This is a genomic window from Sphingobacterium sp. UBA865 (genome assembly GCF_002295765.1).
GTDB lineage: Bacteria > Bacteroidota > Bacteroidia > Sphingobacteriales > Sphingobacteriaceae > Sphingobacterium > Sphingobacterium multivorum.
The window spans coordinates 38439-59288 of the sequence record NZ_DBGB01000017.1 but is presented as its reverse complement, the minus strand read 5'-3'; the positions used below and the strand labels follow the sequence as shown (position 1 = coordinate 59288).

Genomic DNA, 20850 nt, shown 5'->3' with positions numbered 1-20850 from the left:
CCCAAACTTTCGGTATGATCCACATAATTATCAATGTGGAATTTGTTTATCAGGTTATCCTACTTCGATTTAATGATGTCATTTATTTTCACGCAATGACTTTAATTCTTTAATTCCGTTCAAAATACCTCCTATAATGATATTTCCATATCCAACAGCCGATAATTCTAAATGTATATGGATTAGTTTTAAAAATGTAAGTAGTCAACGTTAAAACATTCCAGTTTTAGATGCTTTGAAAGATGTCAAAAGATCATTTCGCTTTATCTCTATACCTAAATAAACTATTACCGCGAAACAGTTTTTTTTGTCACAGAAGCGTAGTTCCTTTTCCTTTTTTTTGTTTGATCTTTAATTGCAGTAAATGAGGATCAAAGAGTGATCAGATTCTAATTTAGTACAGTGCTTGTTCAGTGCTTGTTCAGTGCTCGTTCAGTGCTTACTCAGTGCTTACTCAGTGGGAACTGAACAAATACTGACTAATCACTGTCTAAAAAATGATTGAAAACTGTTATTACCTCCCAATTGGTATTAGAATGTATCAGTTTTAATGCCTCCTTAGCTATTTATTGTCAGCCAAGTGTGGCAGCCATCAAAAAGGGATCGAGCTAACCATATTAATAACGCTGCTGTCTACCCGGGCGTTTAGCAATTTAGCCCCATATTTACATAAACGAGCAGAATAAGTGCTGGACCTTGATCGATGACATCCTTGACATTGCATGTAGTAATAAACAACGTGGTTTAATTGCGTATAGCGATTAAAGAAAACCTTTGTGAATCGGACAGCAAGATATAAAAATTTGGAGTATTGAATCCCGCGATGCTTCATCGACAAGAAAATAAGCTGGCTAGCTGTATAGACCAGTAACAAGAATAGTGAATCCGTATAAACAAATCTGCGTAACACCAAAATGAGACTAACCATCGGGATTTTGATACAATATGATCAAAATCAAATGTGTTATTTCACTATTTTCACCCATTCATTCGATAACATGTATAAACAATTAGCAAGTCCATCGACATCTTCGAAATACAATCAGAAGCCATGAATAATAAAAACCTTTCTACAAAACCACACTATCCCATTTTAGACGGACTAAGAGGATTGGCGGCGATTATCGTTGTCACCTTTCATCTCACCGAGCCATTGGCAACAGGTCACCTCGATATCTTGGTAAACCATGGCTATTTGGCAGTTGACTTTTTCTTTCTTTTATCTGGCTTTGTAATCGGTTATGCTTATGATGATCGCTGGCGTACAATGTCGATTGGCACTTTCTTTAAACGCCGTATTGAACGCCTTCAGCCCATGGTTATACTGGGTATGACTCTTGGCGCGATAGGCTTCTACTTTACCGATTCCACCATCTGGCCACTTATTCATACCGTCCCGATTTGGAAAATGCTTCTCGTAATGCTCATCGGTTATACGATTCTCCCCGTCCCCCTCTCTTTGGATATTCGTGGTTGGCAGGAAATGCACCCGCTCAATAGTGTTGGCTGGTCATTGTTTTTTGAATATATTGCCAATATTCTCTATGCTATCGGTATTCGTAAATTATCCAAAACAGCTTTAAGCATTTTGGTCATTATCGCAGCTGTGGCGCTCGCGCATTTGGCGATTACAAGTCCCAATGGTGATGTTAGTGGTGGCTGGACGTTAAATGTTGAGCAAGTGCGGATAGGAATCACCCGCGCCATGTATCCCTTTTTTGCGGGCCTTTTGCTATCCAGAATAACCAATCCCAGCCGTATCCGACATGCATTTTTATACTGCAGTATTTTAATCGCCATTGTGTTGTATATGCCTCGTATAGGCGGAGCAGATCAGCTTTGGTTGAACGGGATATATGAGTCTGTATGCATTATCATTGTATTTCCCTTGATTGTTTACTTGGGAACAAGTAACATATCAAGTAGCAGAATAGAAAATAAGCTCTGCAAGTTTTTGGGTGACATCTCCTACCCGCTATACCTCGTACACTATCCTTTGGTCTATTTTTATGTTGCCTGGATCAGCAATAACAAGGATGTGACGCTAGTGACAGCCTTGCCTTATGCCCTATTGATTTTGCTGACGAGTATTGCACTGGCCTATGTCAGCTTGAAATGGTATGACGAACCTGTCCGTACATGGCTCAGAAAGAAATTGGACTAATCATTGTTTCTATAGCTCTGCTTTGAGCTTTTGCAAGAGATGGGGTAACTTTTTGTGCAACTGCTTTTTCCAGCCCATTTCCATGATAAAACTGATCAAAACCAGCTTAATGCCTTTATAACCGGACTGTTTCACTTTCAAAAAAAGAGTCCCACTACAGGTTGGTTCTAATGAAAAGCTCAACACTGTATCCAATTTTGTGAAGATTCCTTTCGTTAGTTTATCTGCCTTATCCGAATGAATTCCGGCACAGGCCAATGCTTTCTCACCAGTAGCTTCACCCCGGTAGCTATACGCAAGATATTGCTTGGGTATTGCCGAAATAATTTCGCAATGCGTAATACCATCCCAGCCCTTCTGGGCTTTCATCCTAAACGTAAAATAATGTCCTGTCTCGGTTTCGATGTCGTTTGGCATAAACCAAGCCCCAAGCAGGTCTGCTTCCGTCAATGCACGCCACACCAGATCTTGGTCATAGGGCAAAAATACTGTCAATTTAATTGTTCTCTCCATTTTTTGCATAGCTAAAACTGCTGGCCCAACAGTAATATCAGTTTTTTGATTTTTTCCATACGATTTAATTATTCATGCAATCAAATGTAATAAGACCACGATGAAAGCCAAGTACACCATCGGTTAAAGATCGTCCATTTCCTATTAATTCTTAATGATTTCCTACCCAAACGAATTAAAATGTTACAAAACAATTTCCAAAGCTGATTAATCAATCGATTGACTAAACTAATTATGATAAAAGTTTATTTTTTTTACACACCATAAAAGAACATTATTTATATTTATTGATACACAATATAAACCATTATAAGAAAACTTTTAAATTTAATGCTTGCAACCCTCGCACTAGGGGTTGCATCCTGCAACAAGACCTTGGTTAACACCGAAGAAAGTGTAGGAAATCTAAAGGCAAACGCAGCAACAACTTCGGTAACCAATGAATGGAGCAGTAATCCCTATAAGCTGAATGTCATCTATTTTGTTCCAAATGATGTTGACTCCATTCCCAATTTCAGAAAGCGTCTTAGCAAGATCCTCTTAGATGCTCAAAATATGTTTGCAAATAATATGGATCGCGAAGGCTTCGGAAGAAAATCTTTCGGATTGGATCTACTCAATGACAGTTTGATTAATATCCATTACATCGCCGGAAAATACGGCAAAGCTACTTATCCATATTCAGGGGGTAGCGGAGCAGTGAAGGCAGAAGTGGACAGCTATTTTAACCAAAATCCGTCAGGAAAAAAAAGCGAGCAAAATCTAATTATTATTCCAACGTATAATACAGATCCAGCTAATCCTGGAGGCCCGCCGTTCTATGGTACAGGCACCAGCTGCTACGCCTTAGATTATGTAAATCTGGACGCTAAAAACTTAGGAATAGGCGGCGATATTGGATGGAAAGCAACTGTGTGGATCGGTGGAATGATCCACGAACTGGGCCACGGATTAAATGCCAGTCACAATAGGATGAACAAAACATTAGCACCAACTTTAGGTACGGCTTTAATGGGTTCAGGCAATTCAACCTATGGAATCTCCACAACCTCATTGACCAGTACCACAGCAGCAACATTTAACAATAGCCAAGTATTTAGCACTGTGGTAAGAAGTGACTGGTATGCATCCGCTTCTGCAGAAATTACATCCTTGTCATCAAGCTTTGTGAACAACAAGATTATCATTTCCGGGAAATTTACGACAACAAAACCGGTCAATGACATTGTTGTCTGGCATGATAGAGAGCCTTTTGGCGTAAACAACGATTATGATGCCGTACAATGGGCCACAAAAATAATTGGCCAGGATAGCTTTCGATTCGAGTGTCCATTAGCTGATTTTTATGATCTGACAGGGAATTACGAAATGAGAATAGGGTTTCTCCATGCCAATGGAAGCCGTACAACCTTAGGGTACGCTTATAACTTCGTTAACAATGTACCCGATTTATCCAAGGTTGTTACCTATAAACTTTTACCGACAACAGGTTGGTCAATTGTCGCTAGCGATAGTAACGAGCCTGGATCACCGGCGAGCAATGTATTGGATATGAATAGAAGTACAGTGTGGCATACGCCCTGGTCGTCCACTCAAACTCCGCAGCCTCACTTCTTCTCCATCAATATGGGGGCATTACGCACCGTGAAAGGAGTTGCTTTCCGTAACCGCGACAATTTAAATGGAGCGATGAAAGATGTCAATATTTACTCAAGTACAAATAGTGTAAGCTGGACATTAATCAAAACGACGCAGCTGAGCAAAGTTGCTGGTTCCTGGATCAATGTCGATCTGAATGCCTCCGTTAACACCCAATACCTTAAAATAGAATCGACAAGTTCCTGGGGTGATTTCTTCTATTCTCATCTTGCAGATTTTGGTGCATATTAGTTTTTAAACCAATAGAATAGGCGGCCGGTATAACAAACAATACCGGCCTTTTTTGTTTTGATCACCATGAATAAGTGAGTTTCATAAGTGTGGTTAGCAAATAATTTTATATTTTTAGTACGGCGTGCAGGCTTTGACTTATCAATAAGCTAGAATAAACGACCGAAGTAAACACTTACCAAAAAAAATAGGATGAATCGACAAGAACTGATCAAAACTTTTTCTGACAACCACCATACGGTTATTGCCTATATCCAGGCATTACCTGATCCCCTTTTTTTATACCGTAATCATGAAAAATGGACAGCTGGTCAGCAGCTAAAACATATCCTCTTAACGCTTCTACCCTTTCCAAAGATACTGCAATCAAAAGAGTTCATCGTCCAAAAATTCGGCACCCTACAACGTAAATCTTGGGACTACGATACAGTACTTAACAATTATCTCAAAACAAGCCTACAGGCGCCAGGTCAATTTTTGCCTGATGAAATCCTGCCTGCACAAAAGAGAGCCTTATAACGCAATTAGAAGAAGTAATAACCACAATTAATCAATTATTTGCACTGTACAATGAAGAGGAGCTCGATAGCCTGGTCTTACCCCACCCTTTGCTCGGAAAACTCAGTATACGTGAAATGTTTTACCTGATGAGCTATCATCCCCTACACCACCTGAATCAAATTAAGGAAAACTTGGCGTCATTAAACCACTAAGTAGCAACTTATTTTTCAACATGTTGCCTGACTAGCATTCATGGTTTGTGTCTATTCCTTCATGGTATTTATCTATTCCCTTGTATGGACCATATCATATAAATCAAAGCCTTCAGCCCAATAATCTTTATGGATTTCCCGTAGTACAAAACCATTTTTCTTATAAAATCCAAACGTAAATTGAGAGGTGCCGACTTCGATCTTTTCAACCTGATGATGGGCGTAAAGAAAGTCAATGCGATGATGCAATAAGGTTTTTCCAAAACCAAATCCATAATATTTTGGATTTAAAAAACTCCAACTCAAATATCCTGTGCGCTGATCATCGGAAAAACCTACACCGCCGCCACCAATAATTTGTCCGTTAACCAGTGCAACAAAATACGTCTCCATTTCCTGATCCAGATATTCCCTGAAATCGGCAACCTCGCTCTGTGCAAAGTACTTCGGTATATTCATATGAAGAATATCAATCAGTTTATTGCTATCCTGAACATCATATTTCCTAATTTCCAAATACTTATCCATAATTGGTATGATTACAAATCCCTGTCTATTTTAAACTTACATCTCCTGTGAAGTTTCTTAAATATAGGAATAATTTAGTGGGTTTTTATTGCACTATTCCCAAGCATACCCGCTAATCTCATTTTTATTAAAAAACATAAAAAACTATGGCTATTGGCTTGATTTTTGATTAATTTTTCGCTCGCACTGTGGCAAGCAGATGATTATTAAACACCCAATATGCAAAAACCTCAAAAGGATTTACCGATTTTTTTTGAAGCATTAAATCAAATGCCGATTGCCACGGCCATTTATGATAATTCGAACCTCAATATCGCATTTGCCAATTCTCGTATGTTAAAAATGTGGCGTACAGAGAATGAAATAGTTGGACATTTCTTTGGAGAGGTTTTTCCGGTTTTTACCCAGGAAGGATTTACCGATATACTCCGTAACGTCTGGGAAAGCGGTGTTACCTACAAGGCAGTTGAAACTCCCGCAACGATTGTTGACGGTGATTTCAAAATCAAACGCTATTTTGATTTTGAGTATAAGCCACTCTTTGATAAGCGCGGACGAACAAATTCCATCCTCCACACAGCTACCGATGTCACGCATAAGATACACGATGAGAAACCTTTAGATCGAGAAAATATAACTATCAATCCCGCAACCAACCTGCGCATGATATCCTATACACTATCACATGATGCTAAAAATCCCTTGGCACTCGCTAAATTGGGTATAGGTGTACTTAAAGAACATTTGGATATGCAAACCAATAGGCGGCTCGAACTGTATGAGGTCATCGATCAATCACTTGAAAACATCGCTGACATTATCGACAAAACGGTAGAGCTGAGCCTTGCCCCAATGTATAGGCTACGGAAACAACCTGTCCGTTTAGATCTTACATTGCCCAATTGGTGCCGGGAAGCTAAATTATTATTCCGTAGCCCGCATACTGAACTTATCTTTGGGGACCTTTTTCCAGTAAACAGTGATCAAAATGGAGTTTACCAAATCTTTACAAACTTGATCAACAATGCCATTAAATACTCTTCGGCCAATACGAAAGCAGCGCTGCATATTTATAGTGAAAAAGTAACGAACGGTGTGTTATATATCATAAAAGATAATGGTATCGGTATTCCGCAGCATGAACTCGAAAATATCCGTATGGAAAGACTTCGTGGCTCAAATTCAACGGAGTACCAGGGAAAAGGCATCGGATTGTTTATCGTTCAGGAAATTCTTGAAAGGCTCAAAGCGCAGATGGCCATTTTCAGTCAGGAAAACCAAGGGACCGAAATTCGTTTGTTTTTTCCAAATTAATAACGTGACGTAGCCTTTTATCTTCCTTTCAGGACAGATTTTGCCAATCTTGTCCTGCTATTCAAGAAAAATCATTGTTGAACTCCTGATTTATAGCTAATTTTGAATGTTTAGAAATTGCAAGCAAATCAGACAAGTCTTTATGAATCATTTTCGTAAATATTGGAAACTACTTTCCCATATTGGTGCACATCCGGACATGTCATACATCGATTTCAAACGCGTATACATGATCAATCTGATTGCATTGTTATGTTTATTTCCGACAATTTTCTTTTCAATCCTCAATCTTATCGACCACCGTTATATTTTAGCAGCGATTAACTTCTGCAATTCACTATGTGCGCTTACGGTCCTTCTACTTCAATATTATGAGAAGCGTACTATCGCTAAGGCAACACTGTTGACAAGTAATGCTGTGTTTTTCTTCGCTGGAGCGCTACTTTATAAAAATGGTGGCGAATACTTTTTATTGTGCACATTGATTGTCTCCATGTTGATGTATGATAATCGAAAGATCCATATAGCCCTTTGTATTACGGTAGCTTTTTTGATTTCACTCTTATATCTACTTCCCGATATACTCCCGTTAAGCCAGCAAGTGCCTCGATCTAGGTCTGTTTTCAATATTATCAATGCACTAGCTTTTATGGTCGTCGCAGTCAACTTCTTTCTTGACATCATCTATAAGAATATAAAAAAAATTGAGCAGCAACGCCGCAACTTAGAATCCATGAATCGGGACAAAGAAAAAATCTTTTCTATTATCGCGCACGACATCAAAAGTCCTTTTGCCAATCTGGAAGCACTGGTCTTTATGTTTCGTAATCAAATGCTCGACAGTACAAACTCCCAGGAATACATCCAGCAGATCTTTCAACAAATTACGCAGCAGAATCAGGCGTTGGATGATTTATTGCAATGGGGCAGCAGCAGTATGCAGGGGATCAATACCAAAGCATCACCCCAGTTGATCAAACCTATAATACAACAAATTGTTGAAGTTTTTAATGAGAATGCACAATCTAAACAGCTAAAAATCAATATTGATATACCAAACAACACACAGATAATTGCCAATCGGGATCATACCATCATTATTTTACGCAACTTGATCAGCAATGCGATTAAATTCAGCTATGTGAGCGGGAATATCAACATCTACACCAGCATGGATGAAACCTATACACATATTCATATTCAAGATGAAGGAATAGGAATTAACCCTTCGAAGTCCGCCGTACTTTTTAATGAGATCCAGCAAAAGTCTTTCGGAACGGAAGACGAACCCGGATCGGGCGTAGGCCTTGTTTTATGTAAGGATCTTATTGAGCGGAACAAAGGTGTAGTGAACATCCAAAGCACACCTAATAAGGGATCCGTTTTTACGGTCGGATTGCCATCCTGCCCCAGCCATAAACCACAAACCGAGTTCGAAGTACCCAAATGCTGTTAATTCAACTATAGGTTTAGAAATTTTTTGGTGGTTTTATGGAATCATTGAATTGCCGATGAAGAGAGAAAAATTGAATCTCCCTTTTGTAATTAAAACTATATCTTTATAAAAAGAATTACAGGGTCACTATGATAGAGAATACGTTTGGAATGGATATAATGCCTGAAAATGAACATGACCGACTGAATGCCCTCAGACGCTATAAAATAATGGGAACCCCCGCTGAAGCCAGCTTTGATGGAATTGCAAAATTAGCCAGCCAGATCTTTAATGCCCCTATTGCATTGCTCTCATTGGTGGATGCAGAATCGGTCTATTTCAAAGCAAATATCGGCATGGGCACCACAAAGGAAACGAATCGAGGGCAAAGTTTGTGTAGTCTGGCTATTTTGGACAAGAAAGTAACAGTCTTTGAAGATACATTGGAAGAAGATATCCTACTGACCAATCCAACTGTAATTGGAGACTTTGGGCTACGGTTTTACGCAGGTGCACCCCTTATTACACATGATGGTTTTATGATCGGTTCACTGTGCGTTATCGACAAGCATCCGCGGGCTTTCAGCGCAGCTGATCGACAGATATTAGCAGGTCTTGCACGCACAGCGATGGATCAAATCGAGCTTCGAAGTTCTTCCATCGATAAAATTGATGAGCTTGAGGGCGTCAATATTACCATGGCAACCATGCAACAACGACTGCTCGAACTTAATGACGAAATGGAGCTTGCCAATGACGAACTTTATCGCACGAATAGTCAGCTCAACAAATCCTATGATTTGACCGTGCTACTCAATAAAAATCTCAAAAAAAGTGAACGTCGATTCAGATCCTTTATAGATAAGGCCCCAATAGGCTTTGCGATTTTAACAGGCCGTGAGTTAGTTATTGAAGTTGCCAACGATAGGATGCTCAAGCTCTGGCGCAAAACCGAAATTGTCCTCGGCAAACCACTTGCACAAGCGCTTCCAGAACTTCAGGGACAGCCCTATTTAGGGATATTGGACGATGTCTTTACCACCGGCCAAAACTACATTGGAGATACTGCCTACGCAAGACTTGAGTCTATGGGGGTATTGGGCGATCATTATTTTGATTTTACTTATGAGCCGTTAAAGAATGATGAAGGTGAAACGGAGTCTATTATTGTCATAGCCAATGAAGTTACCGAGCGCATCAAAAGAAACGAACATCTTGAAGCTCTCAACTATCAGTTGGAAATTGCACTAAAAGCTGGTGAACTCGGCTCCTACAATCGCGATATCAAAACAGGAAAAATGGACTGCTCCGAAACCTGTAAAATCAATTTTGGTCTTACCAAAAACGACCGCTTTGACTATGAAGACCTCATGCGAAGCATCGTCCCTGAACACCGCGAAATGGTGTATCAAAAGGTGCAGGACGCTATCCAGAACAAGACCACTTATCACGCTGAATATCTCATCCGTTGGCCTGATGGATCGTTACACTGGATCAATGCATCAGGTCTTCCCAAATACGATCCAGAAGGTCATGCAACTCACCTCATCGGCGTAGTGGCAGATATTACAAAACGAAAGAATTACGAATCACAAAAAGATGACTTCCTGGGCATTGCCAGCCATGAACTAAAGACACCCGTCACGGGCTTAAAGGGAACGATTCAATTGCTGGAACGATTTAAGGACAAAACTGGAAGTGAGATCATTTCAAGGGTTATTGATCAGTCTGCTGTCAATATCAAAAAAATCGTTACACTTGTTGATGACCTGCTCAATATGCATAGAATCAGTGAAGGACAGCTTCATCTCGAAAAAACAACATTCAAAGAGTCAAAGATTCTTGCCTCCAGTTGTCACAATATCATATCCCAAGGCAACCATCAAGTTAATATTACGGGCGATCTCGATGCAACTATATTTGCTGACGAGCAACGCCTTGAACAAGTGCTTGTTAATTATGTCAACAATGCCGTTAAATATGCACCAGAATCGAGAGAAATCAATATCACTGTGGAACAGCTGCAAGATTGTATCAAGATAACCGTCAAGGATCAAGGTGAAGGTATTGATCCGGCAGTACAGCCTTTTATTTTTGATCGATATTATAGAGCAAACCATGAAGGCAAATCGTACTCGGGGCTCGGGCTCGGACTCTATATCTCCGCTGAAATTATCAAAAAACACGCGGGTCTAATAGGAGTTGACAGTACGGTAGGCTTGGGCAGCAGTTTCTGGTTTTCCATTCCACGCCCACCAGCGGAAAGATAATCGCAAAAGAGCCGGTAAAAAACCGGCTCTTTGTTATAAACTCCTATGCGCTTCTATTTACAGACTGCTTATGTGCAGCCGATCGGCATTTCAATATAGACTTAGGCCATCTCCTCAACCGTCGCGTCAGGCGCATTCTTCTTGACAGATTCAATGCCGTTTTCCATACCACTTGCGCTTTCATACATCTCGCTGCTTCCAATAATTTGACCATTGGTCGCCTTGAGATTGAAATAGTACTTACCATTGGTAGCAGTTTTACGATCAAATTTGTTATCGTCCTGAGCATTCTTCTTAACAGATTCAACGCCATTTAAACAGTTTGCTTTAGTTGTATAACCTTCACTGCTTAAAATCACCTGTCCGTTTCCAGCTTTTAGATTAAACTGAAATTCGCCATTTTTCCGAGTTTTTACTTCAAATTTACCCATTTTCTCAATTAATTAAATAAATACGTGGTTATTGGAATGAAATCCATACTACAATAAAATACTTTTCCATGTTTTTATTGTAAAACAACGATTAATTTTTTTTCCGCGATAACGTACTTGTTTCTATCCGTCTATCCTGTCCAACAGGGTATTTAAGAATGTTTAATCTCTTAAAGTAATTAGATCCTGCATTGGCGCTGGCAAATTTAAATCAGCTATTGCTGTATAGACAGATTCATCAACTTTAAACCCCCATTTTCTAAAAAAATCCGAGAGATCTTTTTGAGCAATCTGACATGCAGACAGCATAAAATAGCGCATTTTCTCTGCATCTGTCGAAACTGCGGGCCTGTTCTCGCGCGTAGTTTTGCTAAGTTTGATGTAAAAATCGTCGCCAAATCCCAACCAGAGATGATGAAACATAATCATTTTCAAATCATTATCCCCCAAATTAAAGTTACGATCAGCGATATTTTTTTGAAAGTAAGTCGTCAATATAGGCCAGGAATTATTGGCTGTCACTCGACTTACCGGCAATCCAAATCCCCTTTCGCTGGCTAGCGAATAGACATTCACGGTTGTTTCTGTCAGATTGCCCCACGTCCAAGCTTTTTGTTGATAGGTGTGGCCGACCTCATGCCATATTCCCCATCCATTTGTATTGGACAGATATTTTGGCTGCAACATACGATAAGATAAGGCATCGGTAAAATAAATAGAAATACCGGCTGCCATATAGCCTCCAGAACTCGAATCCCTCACTGTAATCAGATGCTTATTGTAAGGTATCGCATGAACTCCACTGGTACCATTCAAGCCACTGATTCGATTGGAAAAGTCAATAATTGAATCCAATCTATTAACAATCAGCTGTTGATCTTCGTCCCTGTACAACAGGGCATCGGCAATTTTGGCTACCATAATGGTGTGATCCGACGAGAAGACGACATCCGGAACGGTACTTTTCAACGAATCCAATGTATCTACCCATTGCTCATGGGAGGTTATCCCCTTTTGAAAGTAAGGGACCGGAATAAATCCATTGCCAAAAGAAAGCTCGATTTCTCCAGTTGTTGTATAATTATCAGCTGTATAAATCACATAAACCAATCCCCCGTATTGATCCACTGTGAAAGTTTGCGTACCTGCCTGGAGATTGAACTACTGCCGGACTGGTCGAATATTATCTCTAAAAGGCGTCCCGATCGCTAAGCGTGCTGCTGTAGTACCCGAGTTGACTTTTACGTTTATGGTTATGGTACTGTTTGGCGCCACATAAAATCCGGTCATTTGCATCTCATTGTGATTCGCTCGAAACTGAAGTCTATCAGCCTCCGTTGCGGCCGAAGGACTTACGTTGAATAGTTGGACCGAATCCGCTATTGCTAAGGATTCTGCGCCGGTATCGTTTGGTAAGGTGTACATTAAGCTGCCATCTTTCCGGCAGGAAATGCTCATAGCGATCACTAAAATCGTGATTAAGGAAAACACGGTCTTTCTCATAATTTTTAAATAAAGTTTATAAATTGTATTAATTGTCCGCACTGCTTCCGATCATCCTACAAAGCCTCAGCGGCTGTTTCGAAGTTTTTTATTTTTTTGATCGATTTAGGATTCCACAAAACTTGAAACAAGATGATCCATACAAAGAATTCTCTTCACCTTCGGTAAAGTATTAGTTCATAATCTTAAAGCAAGATATAATATATTGTACAGAAAAATAATCAACAGCTTCAGATCAAACGTTTGCACAATCAACGAAAACCTTTTCGCTTAGACAAACATCAAATAACCGAAAAGAAAGTATATTTTATAAAAAATAACAAGAATCGAGTAATAACCTTATTCTGTACCGCGATAGAAGCTAGATGTTATTCAAACTAATCGCTCAGATCTAACGCTATTCGCTCGAACACTCCATCATCCAGCACTAGCGGAGCTGCGCATGATCATCTCAATAACCATGATTAAATTATAGATGAAGATGACTTGAAGTGGATTAATTAGACGTGAGTCCTAAAAAACCTAAAAAAAAGCAGTATAACCAAAGGTTATAATCAATGTATTTCATAGTTTTATTTTTAATAAAGATAACATACGTAAAAACCTATTTTACAAAGAATAATACAAAATAAAACAAGAGAAAAATGAAATCAGAAAATAGAACAAAAAAACGATTTCTCTCTTCTCGGAGCCAAGTTTTAATTTATCCGTCTATTTTTCAAAGGATAATCTGCTTCGCTTCAGTTTACCAGAATCAATTATAAAAAATTATAATTTTAAAAAGCGAATCGTTAATTTCGAAAAGTACACTATGAAATTAATACCCTAATTTTGCTTGTATTCAAAAAAGTTTGATGAAATATTTAACCTAAACTATAGCCTCAGAACACTATAGTGAATCAATAACAAGCGATTATCTTAAAACATGAAAAATAACATAAAGGAACAAAAAGAAACATTAAATCAATTGGATCAAAATTCAGCACCGCTAGCGGAACACCCCATTATAGTAGAATTTAAAAAACTCATTCACCAGTATCCTCAGAATCACTGGGATCTCCAATTCTACTTGAAAAAGCTCAACGTTTCAAGAATGGCCTTACATCGATTGACACTTTCAAGCAGTGAAACTTCACCCAGCACGATCGTCAAGGAAATTGTCGCAAGTGAGATTGCCAAAAAACTTGCTACCACTGAAATTCCGATTAAAGAGTTGACTTCGTATTATGGTTTTAGTTCTTCAGCATCATTAACACGGTTTATAAAAAAGCATACTGGTCTGAGTCCCCGAAAATTTAGGGCATTAAATGCGCTGGATTATATTTAAAAAATAACTCGAAGCTATCTCCCGATCGATAGCTAAAAATTGAATAGCATAGGGTAAGCTTTTTATGAAATTTGGGCGATATTCCTATATTTACCAGTATTTAATGCTGATTTTTTCGATACTTCCGAAAAATCAAAGCATCCTTCAAATGCATTCGTTGTTCTTATAGAAGCGTTATAACTATTTTCTTCATTAAACAATTATGAAAAGGGATGATAAATGATATTTTTTAGTTTAAAGATATTGTTAAAGTTTGACAAACACCTTCTTTTTAAAAACTAAAAATACACATTATAAAACTAAAATATCTATCATTAAACAAAAAAAAGCGCACTAATCTGTGCACTTTTTTTGCTAAACATTATTATGCTTTGTTTAAACTTCACGATAAAGTTCTTTTGAACTATGAGGTCGCCTTAAGATATATTGCTGATTACAAGGCCAATCCCTCGAATCTGCTAATCCCTGGCTGTTTTATAAATCCATTCTGCTCAAAAAATCCTATCGACGAACTTATTATGAGTTCATTGACCCATATCACGTCATACGGATTGCAGACGGCAAGACATTTGTCCATTAAAGATGTCTCCATTTGCTACCGAGCTGCATGTTGGCGGACACCAAAGTCCGCGATTCGAATCGCACGTGTACCTGCCAGGGCATCCGGCTTCTGCCCTTTCGAGGTTATTCTTGCATAACCCATTGGTTGATCGTCGGCATACACCACCAGCCATTGGTTTGACATGCTGTTTATTTCGTTGACAAGTGTTCTGGAATTAAAATTGTCAGCGATGTAATGTTCCAGTTCAGCTGGCTCCACTAAGCTGGCGAATTTTTCTAGCGCCAGTGTTTTGGTTATCATCGACAACGCTTCAATTCCCTGCTCTGTTGCCACCGTAAATTTTGTAACTATATTCATATATGCATCTCCTATTAAACAAACAAATGTACATGCTATCACTTGCTATTATTCGATACACATTATTCATTTAGCATCAGTACAGCTACAGGTTCCCACATAAATACCGACCTATATGCTGGATCGCTTCAATTCGTTTATCAGAAAATTTATCCGCGATGACCAACCTAAAATAATGTCCAAAAGTATTTGCAAAAGAGAACGTATAACCCGGTGTGAATCTCGCACCAATTTTTTCACACTGCGCATAAAAATCCGACATATCTGTACTTTCGGGCATTTTAACCCAAAGATTATATCCACCTGCCGGGGCAATCACTTTGGTTTGTTCGGGAAAACTGGAAGCGATTAGGTTGGTGGCTAGATAGGCATTTTTTGCCAGTTGCATCTTCAGTGAACGAATATGCCGATCGTAACTACTGCTGCCGATTAAACGGCTTACAGTCTCCTGATTCAAAGGGGAAACTGTACTGCCCAACGCAAACTTGATCTGTTCGGCATCTTTCAGAAATAGCCCTGTGCTTAACCAGCCCAGTCGAATTCCAGGTGCCAGGGTTTTTGAATAAGATGAATAAGTCATCACCAATCCGCTTTCATCAAATTGTTTTAAAGTTGATGGTCTACTCCCGTGAAAGTTTAGGTCGCCATATATATCGTTCTCGATAACAGCAACATGATATTGATGAGCAATCGCCAATAAAGTAATTTTCTGTTCATCTGCAAGCAAAATACCTGTTGGATTATGAAAATTCGGTGTTAGCACGACGGCTTTTACAGCACTTCTTTGACATGCTCTTCTAAAAAAATCAATATCGAAGCCTTCTTTAGTCAGAACAGGAACTTCAATGACACGCAGTTTGAGCACCCGAATGACCTCCAATACAGAAAATACACATGGACTTTCCACAGCAACAATATCTCCGGCTTCGCATACGGCTGCCAAGGCGATATACAAGGCCTGTAAGGCGCCATCTGTGATCAGCAGTTCATCTGCATGCAGCAAGGTCTGATGAGAGGCCGCACGGCTGACAATGTTGTCCTTCAATTGTACAGAGCCATTAGACGGATAATAGCGTAGCAATCCCGCCCCTAGTTCCCGAATGACCTGTTGCATCGTCCGAAGTAAAAGTTTTTGCGGAACAAGGAGATCCCCTGGAGCCGCAACATTAAATTCCGAAAAACCCCGCCCCAAAGGTGACGCTGTTGTCAGGCCCAGCCTTTGTTCAAAGACAGCATCCCTTACTATTGGTGGACGACCATGCCCTCCTGGTTCTGCCAGCATTTCATTTTTCGTACTGACATAGTAGCCAGATTTCGGAACGCTTTCCACTAGACCACGAATCATAAGATATTCGTATCCAGCTTGAACAGTACTCATACTTAAACCATAATAATCTTTAAAATCACGTACTGAAGGAAGCTTTTGTCCGGGTTTATAGACCCCTGATTTTATATTTTTCTCGATTGCCTGTGTAAAGATTTCAAATTTATAGTTCTTCATCTGTATTGATCACTTTTAACTATACTGTACCTGTATCGCAAATCTAATCAATCTAAATTTGTCTAAAAAAGAAATGACAGGTAATTATCAAATCAACAGCCCCAGTGAATTACGAGCTCTCCCACAGGAGGTATACCCGGGATAAGTCAGGAATTAAGGAACCTCATCATTGACCATATTGCTACACATGGCGGTCATTTTAGTTCAAGCCTTGGTGTTGTAGAACTTACCATAGCAATACATTATGTGTTTAACACCCCTGAGGATAAATTGATATGGGACGTTGGTCATCAAGCTTATGTCCATAAATTAATCACGGGTAGAGCGGCTCGCTTCCATTCGAACAGGCTTCTACATGGCATCAGCGGATTTCCTGTTATGGAAGAAAATAACTTTGACGCCTTTGGTACTGGTCATTCATCCACATCCTTATCAGCAATTCTGGGTATGGCCTGCGCGGCCAGGTATAAGGGTGATCATAACCGTCAACACATCGCTGTTATCGGTGACGGCGCCATGACTGCCGGTCTAGCATTCGAAGCTTTAAATAATATTGGTTTCGAACAGCCCGACCTACTGATTATATTAAATGACAACAATATGTCTATTGATGCCGGTACGGGAGCGCTACAAAATTATCTGACCGACCTGACCTCGGGGCAAGCCTATAATCAGTTCAAATCACAGATCAAAAAGCTGCTGTCGCGTAATAAGGATCGGGCACAATGGTCAATTGCTGCGATTAGAAAAATAGAGAAACTGATAAAAACGGGACTACTTGCTTCAAGCAATATTTTTGAGGCCTTAGGTATACGTTATTTTGGACCAGTGGATGGGCATAATCTCCATAAGCTTATCAAAATACTCGAGCAGTTGAAGCATATACCCGGGCCCAAAATAGTACATTGTGTGACGCAAAAAGGAAAAGGTTTTGCGCCGGCCATGTTAAATAAGGCAGAATGGCATGCCACGGGGAAATTCGACAAACTGACAGGTGAACGGTTAGAACACCAGCTACCGCAACTCCACAACGAGACTTTTCAGCAGGTGCTGGGCGAAACGCTGACACAGCTGGCCCGAAGGAATAGTCGTATTATGGCTATTAGCCCAGCGATGCTTTCCGGCAGCAGGCTAACCGCAATGAAACAGCAGATGCCCAACCGTGTTTTTGATGTTGGTATCTGCGAACAGCATGCCGTTACTTTTTCTGCTGGCCTTGCTGCCGATGGACTACTTCCTTTCTGCTTTATCTATTCGACATTCTTACAACGCGCCTATGATCAGCTTATCCACGACGTCGCTTTGCAGAAATTGCCAGTCGTATTCTGTATCGACAGGGCCGGTGTTGTCGGTCCCGACGGCCCCACTCATCAGGGGGCATTCGACATTGCTTTTCTCCGATGCATACCCAACATTACGGGCGCTTCCCCCATGACGCTTACAGACTTTAAAAATTTGTTGTTCACGGCTCAGGACATCGCTCTCGACGGACCGTTTGCAATCCGCTACCCAAAAGGTCGAGGTAACCAAGAGAAGCAATCCGACAAATATAAAAGACTTGAAATGGGAAAAGGAAGAAGACTTTGTTCAGGTAAAGACATTGCCCTACTCTCTCTTGGACCCGTTGGTCAATATGCACAGGACGCCTGCTGCGAGCTGCTCCAGGAGGACATCCACGTCGGGCACTATGATCTCCGGTTTTTTAAACCGCTCGACGAAGCGTTATTACATGAGGTATTCCAATCATATTCGTCTATCATCACCATCGAAGATGGATGTATCGCAGGTGGAGTGGGCACCGCAGTGCTTGAATTTATGGTGGAACATGGTTACTCGGCTACGTTAAAACGTCTTGGTTTGCCCGACTCGTTCGCAGTACAGGGTACACAGCAACAGCTTCACCAACTTTATTACTACGACAAACAGGCTATTATAGCCACAGTGAGACAGCTACACATAGGCCTGATCAAACCGACAGAGTCATGCTGTAGCCTTAAGCCGAACGAGTCTTTCCCTGACAGTTAACTTTGTCACAAGAACAGTACTTAAAACAATATGGATTAAACGATCGCGTGCGCAGTTCGTAGGACATCACCTATATAGGAACTCTCCTGTCAGAGATACAGCTGGCGAAGTTTAGCTAAAAGGTCTTTTTGTCAGGACATACCTTTCATAGACTTATTTCGTCTTCCAATTGTAAAAAGAATCTATTAGAGTCAAAACTGTTTATATCTTCTAAGTTAAACATCCAGAAAGGTACGGTGTTTGTAGCCTACATGAAAGAAACAATGTTGTTTCTTTCATGTAGCAATCCATACCATGAAACACTTATTCGTCCTCCTTGCTATAGCGACCGGCTTATTTCTGATCAGCAAGGTTTGCTTTTCACAAAAAGGGAAAGACTTAAAACCGTCAACACAAAATACTATGAATACTACAAATCAAAAAGATCATGTTGTCTATTTTGCAGGAGGATGCTTCTGGGGAACTGAGCACTTCTTTAAACAAGTGCGCGGGGTCACCGCAACGGAAGTTGGCTATGCCAATGGAAACCTTCAGCACCCTTCTTATGCACAAGTTTCGACAGGAACGTCCGGGTTTGCCGAAACCGTAAAGGTAAACTTCGACCCAGCGCTTGTCGATCTAAAGCTGCTCGTAGACCTTTTCTTCAAAACAATTGACCCAACTTCACTGAATAAACAAGGCAACGATATCGGTACGCAATACCGTACAGGCATCTATTATACCAATGCCGACGATGCTGCTGTTATCAAAGAGCAAATAGCTGCTTTAGCAAGTCAATACAAGAGCAAAATAGTGGTGGAAATAGAACCTTTACAGAATTACTATAATGCTGAAGCTTATCATCAAAAATACCTGGACAAAAACCCCGGTGGTTATTGCCATATAAGCCCTGATTTATTTGAACTTGCACGAAATGCCAACCCCGAAAAAGCCAAAGTGAACATTGAAAACAGGTATAAAAAAGCTGACAAGGAGACCTTGAAGAAGGAGTTAACTCCATTGCAATACGATGTTACACAAAACAGTGCAACAGAGCGCGCATTTGACAATGCCTATAATGACGAATTTAGGGAAGGCATTTATGTCGATATCACAACCGGAGAACCCTTATTTGTCTCAACAGATAAATTTGAATCGGGCTGTGGATGGCCAAGTTTTTCCAAACCAATTAGCGATAGCTTGATTCAAGAACACTCCGACAATTCGTACGGGATGCGCAGAACGGAAGTACGTAGCAAAACTGGTGATGCACACCTCGGCCATGTTTTTAACGATGGACCGGCAGATAAAGGTGGTCTACGCTATTGTATAAACAGTGCTTCACTTCGATTTATTCCAAAAGACAAGATGAAAGCACAGGGCTACGAGAAGTACTTACCCTTATTGGTAAAAAAATAATCTGCAGCGCCTCGGTTGAGGCGCTTGCCCTGAACATTTCAACATCCGTCAAGCCATCGTTACAATAACCTATTATTCAATGCATAAACCAATGCTTCATTCATGTTACTTACCCCCAGTTTTTCAAATAATTTTCGCCGATGAAATTTCACCGTGTCAATGGAAACGAAAATTTTTTCGGAAGTTTCATGAATGGTCAGACCGCGATGATAAAAGCGTAAAATTTCTATTTCACGTTCAGTAAGGTTAATCTTTTTTTGGGAGTTCCATTTCCCAGTCAACAGATCCAACTCCCAAACTAAGTTGGAGTGCAACTTTTCGATCGTCACGTTGCCCGAAGACACATTGGTGGATAAAGATACGATACAAATTGCCTTCCATATTTTCCCCTCTTCTGTCAAAAAAACCGGCGTCAGTTTATGATTAATCAAAATAAATTTGTTATGCGCATTTTGTATCTGAAAATCATACGATATAACGTAAAGCTTCCGTTCCTCGATGGGTATTTTTTCGTAAAAACTGAACCCCGCTTCGTTAATCGTAATGAGCATCCGGAAATCATCGGACGGAACATATTTTTGATAAAAACCATAGCCCATTTCCATCACCTCTGTGGCTGTTAAACCAGCGAGAAACAGCGGGTTGTCTGAAACAAACTCAAAGCTTTTGGCCTGATAATCGATTAGATAGATACTTTGGTAAGTAATTCGTGAGAAAGCTTTGACAAGCTCAATATAGCCATGCGTCTGCAGGATGTCCTTTTCTGAAAGACGATCAACAGTATTTTTTTGTGAAAATAGCGCGTTAAAATCCATAACGAAATTCTAAGTTTCGAAGTTAAATAAAACTACACTCAAGTGTAGCTTTTATTTGGACAAACTGTAATACTTTTGGACAAAACAGCTAGAAAAATACAGCT

General features: G+C 40.0%; 17 protein-coding genes and 1 pseudogene. 10 read left to right on the top strand and 8 right to left on the bottom strand.

Going from position 1 to position 20850, the window contains the following annotated elements; genetic code table 11:
• The first annotated feature begins 1051 nt into the window (after positions 1-1051).
• Entirely contained in the window at positions 1052-2164 is a 1113-nt protein-coding gene (locus tag B2O97_RS09395) for an acyltransferase family protein (RefSeq protein ID WP_070569071.1), read from the top strand.
• Between the two features lie 9 nt (positions 2165-2173).
• Here the strand turns inward: B2O97_RS09395 and B2O97_RS09390 are convergent, their stop codons facing one another.
• Positions 2174-2677 carry an SRPBCC family protein gene (locus B2O97_RS09390; RefSeq protein ID WP_201639174.1) on the bottom strand — a complete coding sequence of 168 codons (504 nt, stop codon included), beginning with the start codon at positions 2675-2677 and terminating at the stop codon, positions 2174-2176.
• A 330-nt stretch (positions 2678-3007) separates the two neighbouring features.
• On the opposite strand from B2O97_RS09390, the gene B2O97_RS09385 reads away from it, so the two are divergent.
• Together B2O97_RS09385 and B2O97_RS09380 are read left to right on the top strand one after the other, a co-directional pair.
• On the top strand, positions 3008-4567 hold the full coding sequence (locus B2O97_RS09385) for a discoidin domain-containing protein (protein WP_286767309.1): 1560 nt from the start codon (positions 3008-3010) through the stop codon (positions 4565-4567).
• Between the two features lie 192 nt (positions 4568-4759).
• Positions 4760-5086: a hypothetical protein gene (locus tag B2O97_RS09380; protein WP_112376413.1), complete on the top strand. Its 327-nt coding sequence runs from the start codon at positions 4760-4762 to the stop codon at positions 5084-5086.
• Between the two features lie 266 nt (positions 5087-5352).
• On the opposite strand, the gene B2O97_RS09375 is transcribed toward B2O97_RS09380, so the two are convergent.
• Positions 5353-5808 (bottom strand): GNAT family N-acetyltransferase, encoded by a 456-nt coding sequence (locus B2O97_RS09375; RefSeq protein ID WP_112376412.1) that lies wholly within the window; start codon positions 5806-5808, stop codon positions 5353-5355.
• 219 nt (positions 5809-6027) lie between these two features.
• On the opposite strand from B2O97_RS09375, the gene B2O97_RS09370 reads away from it, so the two are divergent.
• The 3 genes from B2O97_RS09370 (at position 6028) to B2O97_RS09360 (ending at position 10827) form a co-directional block, all read left to right on the top strand.
• The gene (locus B2O97_RS09370; RefSeq protein WP_112376411.1) at positions 6028-7122 is read left to right on the top strand and encodes a PAS domain-containing sensor histidine kinase; all 1095 of its coding nucleotides are present in this window, start codon (positions 6028-6030) and stop codon (positions 7120-7122) included.
• A 142-nt stretch (positions 7123-7264) separates the two neighbouring features.
• Positions 7265-8578, top strand: a complete 1314-nt coding sequence (locus tag B2O97_RS09365) for a sensor histidine kinase (RefSeq protein WP_172462516.1) — start codon at positions 7265-7267, stop codon at positions 8576-8578.
• A 128-nt stretch (positions 8579-8706) separates the two neighbouring features.
• Positions 8707-10827 (top strand): ATP-binding protein, encoded by a 2121-nt coding sequence (locus tag B2O97_RS09360; RefSeq protein WP_286767308.1) that lies wholly within the window; start codon positions 8707-8709, stop codon positions 10825-10827.
• A 101-nt stretch (positions 10828-10928) separates the two neighbouring features.
• On the opposite strand, the gene B2O97_RS09355 is transcribed toward B2O97_RS09360, so the two are convergent.
• The 3 genes from B2O97_RS09355 to B2O97_RS09345 form a co-directional block, all read right to left on the bottom strand.
• On the bottom strand, positions 10929-11258 hold the full coding sequence (locus tag B2O97_RS09355) for a YegP family protein (protein ID WP_112376407.1): 330 nt from the start codon (positions 11256-11258) through the stop codon (positions 10929-10931).
• Positions 11259-11420: 162 nt separating this feature from the next.
• On the bottom strand, positions 11421-12386 hold the full coding sequence (locus B2O97_RS09350) for a M60 family metallopeptidase (RefSeq protein ID WP_286767307.1): 966 nt from the start codon (positions 12384-12386) through the stop codon (positions 11421-11423).
• A 33-nt stretch (positions 12387-12419) separates the two neighbouring features.
• Complete coding sequence (locus B2O97_RS09345) at positions 12420-12761, bottom strand: M60 family peptidase N-terminal accessory domain-containing protein (RefSeq protein ID WP_286767306.1); 342 nt, start codon at positions 12759-12761, stop codon at positions 12420-12422.
• A gap of 925 nt (positions 12762-13686) precedes the next feature.
• On the opposite strand from B2O97_RS09345, the gene B2O97_RS09340 reads away from it, so the two are divergent.
• Positions 13687-14088, top strand: coding sequence for a helix-turn-helix domain-containing protein (locus B2O97_RS09340; RefSeq protein WP_070561060.1), 402 nt, complete (start codon positions 13687-13689; stop codon positions 14086-14088).
• Between the two features lie 595 nt (positions 14089-14683).
• Here B2O97_RS09340 and B2O97_RS09335 read toward each other — a convergent pair.
• Positions 14684-15007, bottom strand: coding sequence for a hypothetical protein (locus B2O97_RS09335; protein ID WP_286767305.1), 324 nt, complete (start codon positions 15005-15007; stop codon positions 14684-14686).
• Positions 15008-15092: 85 nt separating this feature from the next.
• A complete protein-coding gene (locus B2O97_RS09330; RefSeq protein WP_286767304.1) occupies positions 15093-16508 on the bottom strand; it encodes a PLP-dependent aminotransferase family protein in 1416 nt (471 codons plus the stop codon).
• Between the two features lie 108 nt (positions 16509-16616).
• On the opposite strand from B2O97_RS09330, the gene dxs reads away from it, so the two are divergent.
• The 3 genes and pseudogenes from dxs (at position 16617) to msrB (ending at position 19931) form a co-directional block, all read left to right on the top strand.
• Complete coding sequence (gene dxs / locus B2O97_RS09325; RefSeq protein WP_312440746.1) at positions 16617-18533, top strand: 1-deoxy-D-xylulose-5-phosphate synthase; 1917 nt, start codon at positions 16617-16619, stop codon at positions 18531-18533.
• A gap of 294 nt (positions 18534-18827) precedes the next feature.
• Positions 18828-19403: pseudogene (gene msrA, locus B2O97_RS25135) on the top strand (peptide-methionine (S)-S-oxide reductase MsrA); the annotation flags it as partial.
• Positions 19404-19511: 108 nt separating this feature from the next.
• Positions 19512-19931: a peptide-methionine (R)-S-oxide reductase MsrB gene (gene msrB, locus B2O97_RS25130; RefSeq protein ID WP_349675893.1), complete on the top strand. Its 420-nt coding sequence runs from the start codon at positions 19512-19514 to the stop codon at positions 19929-19931.
• Between the two features lie 59 nt (positions 19932-19990).
• Here msrB and B2O97_RS09315 read toward each other — a convergent pair whose 3' ends face one another.
• A complete protein-coding gene (locus tag B2O97_RS09315; protein WP_112376400.1) occupies positions 19991-20746 on the bottom strand; it encodes a response regulator transcription factor in 756 nt (251 codons plus the stop codon).
• Positions 20747-20850: the final 104 nt, after the last annotated feature.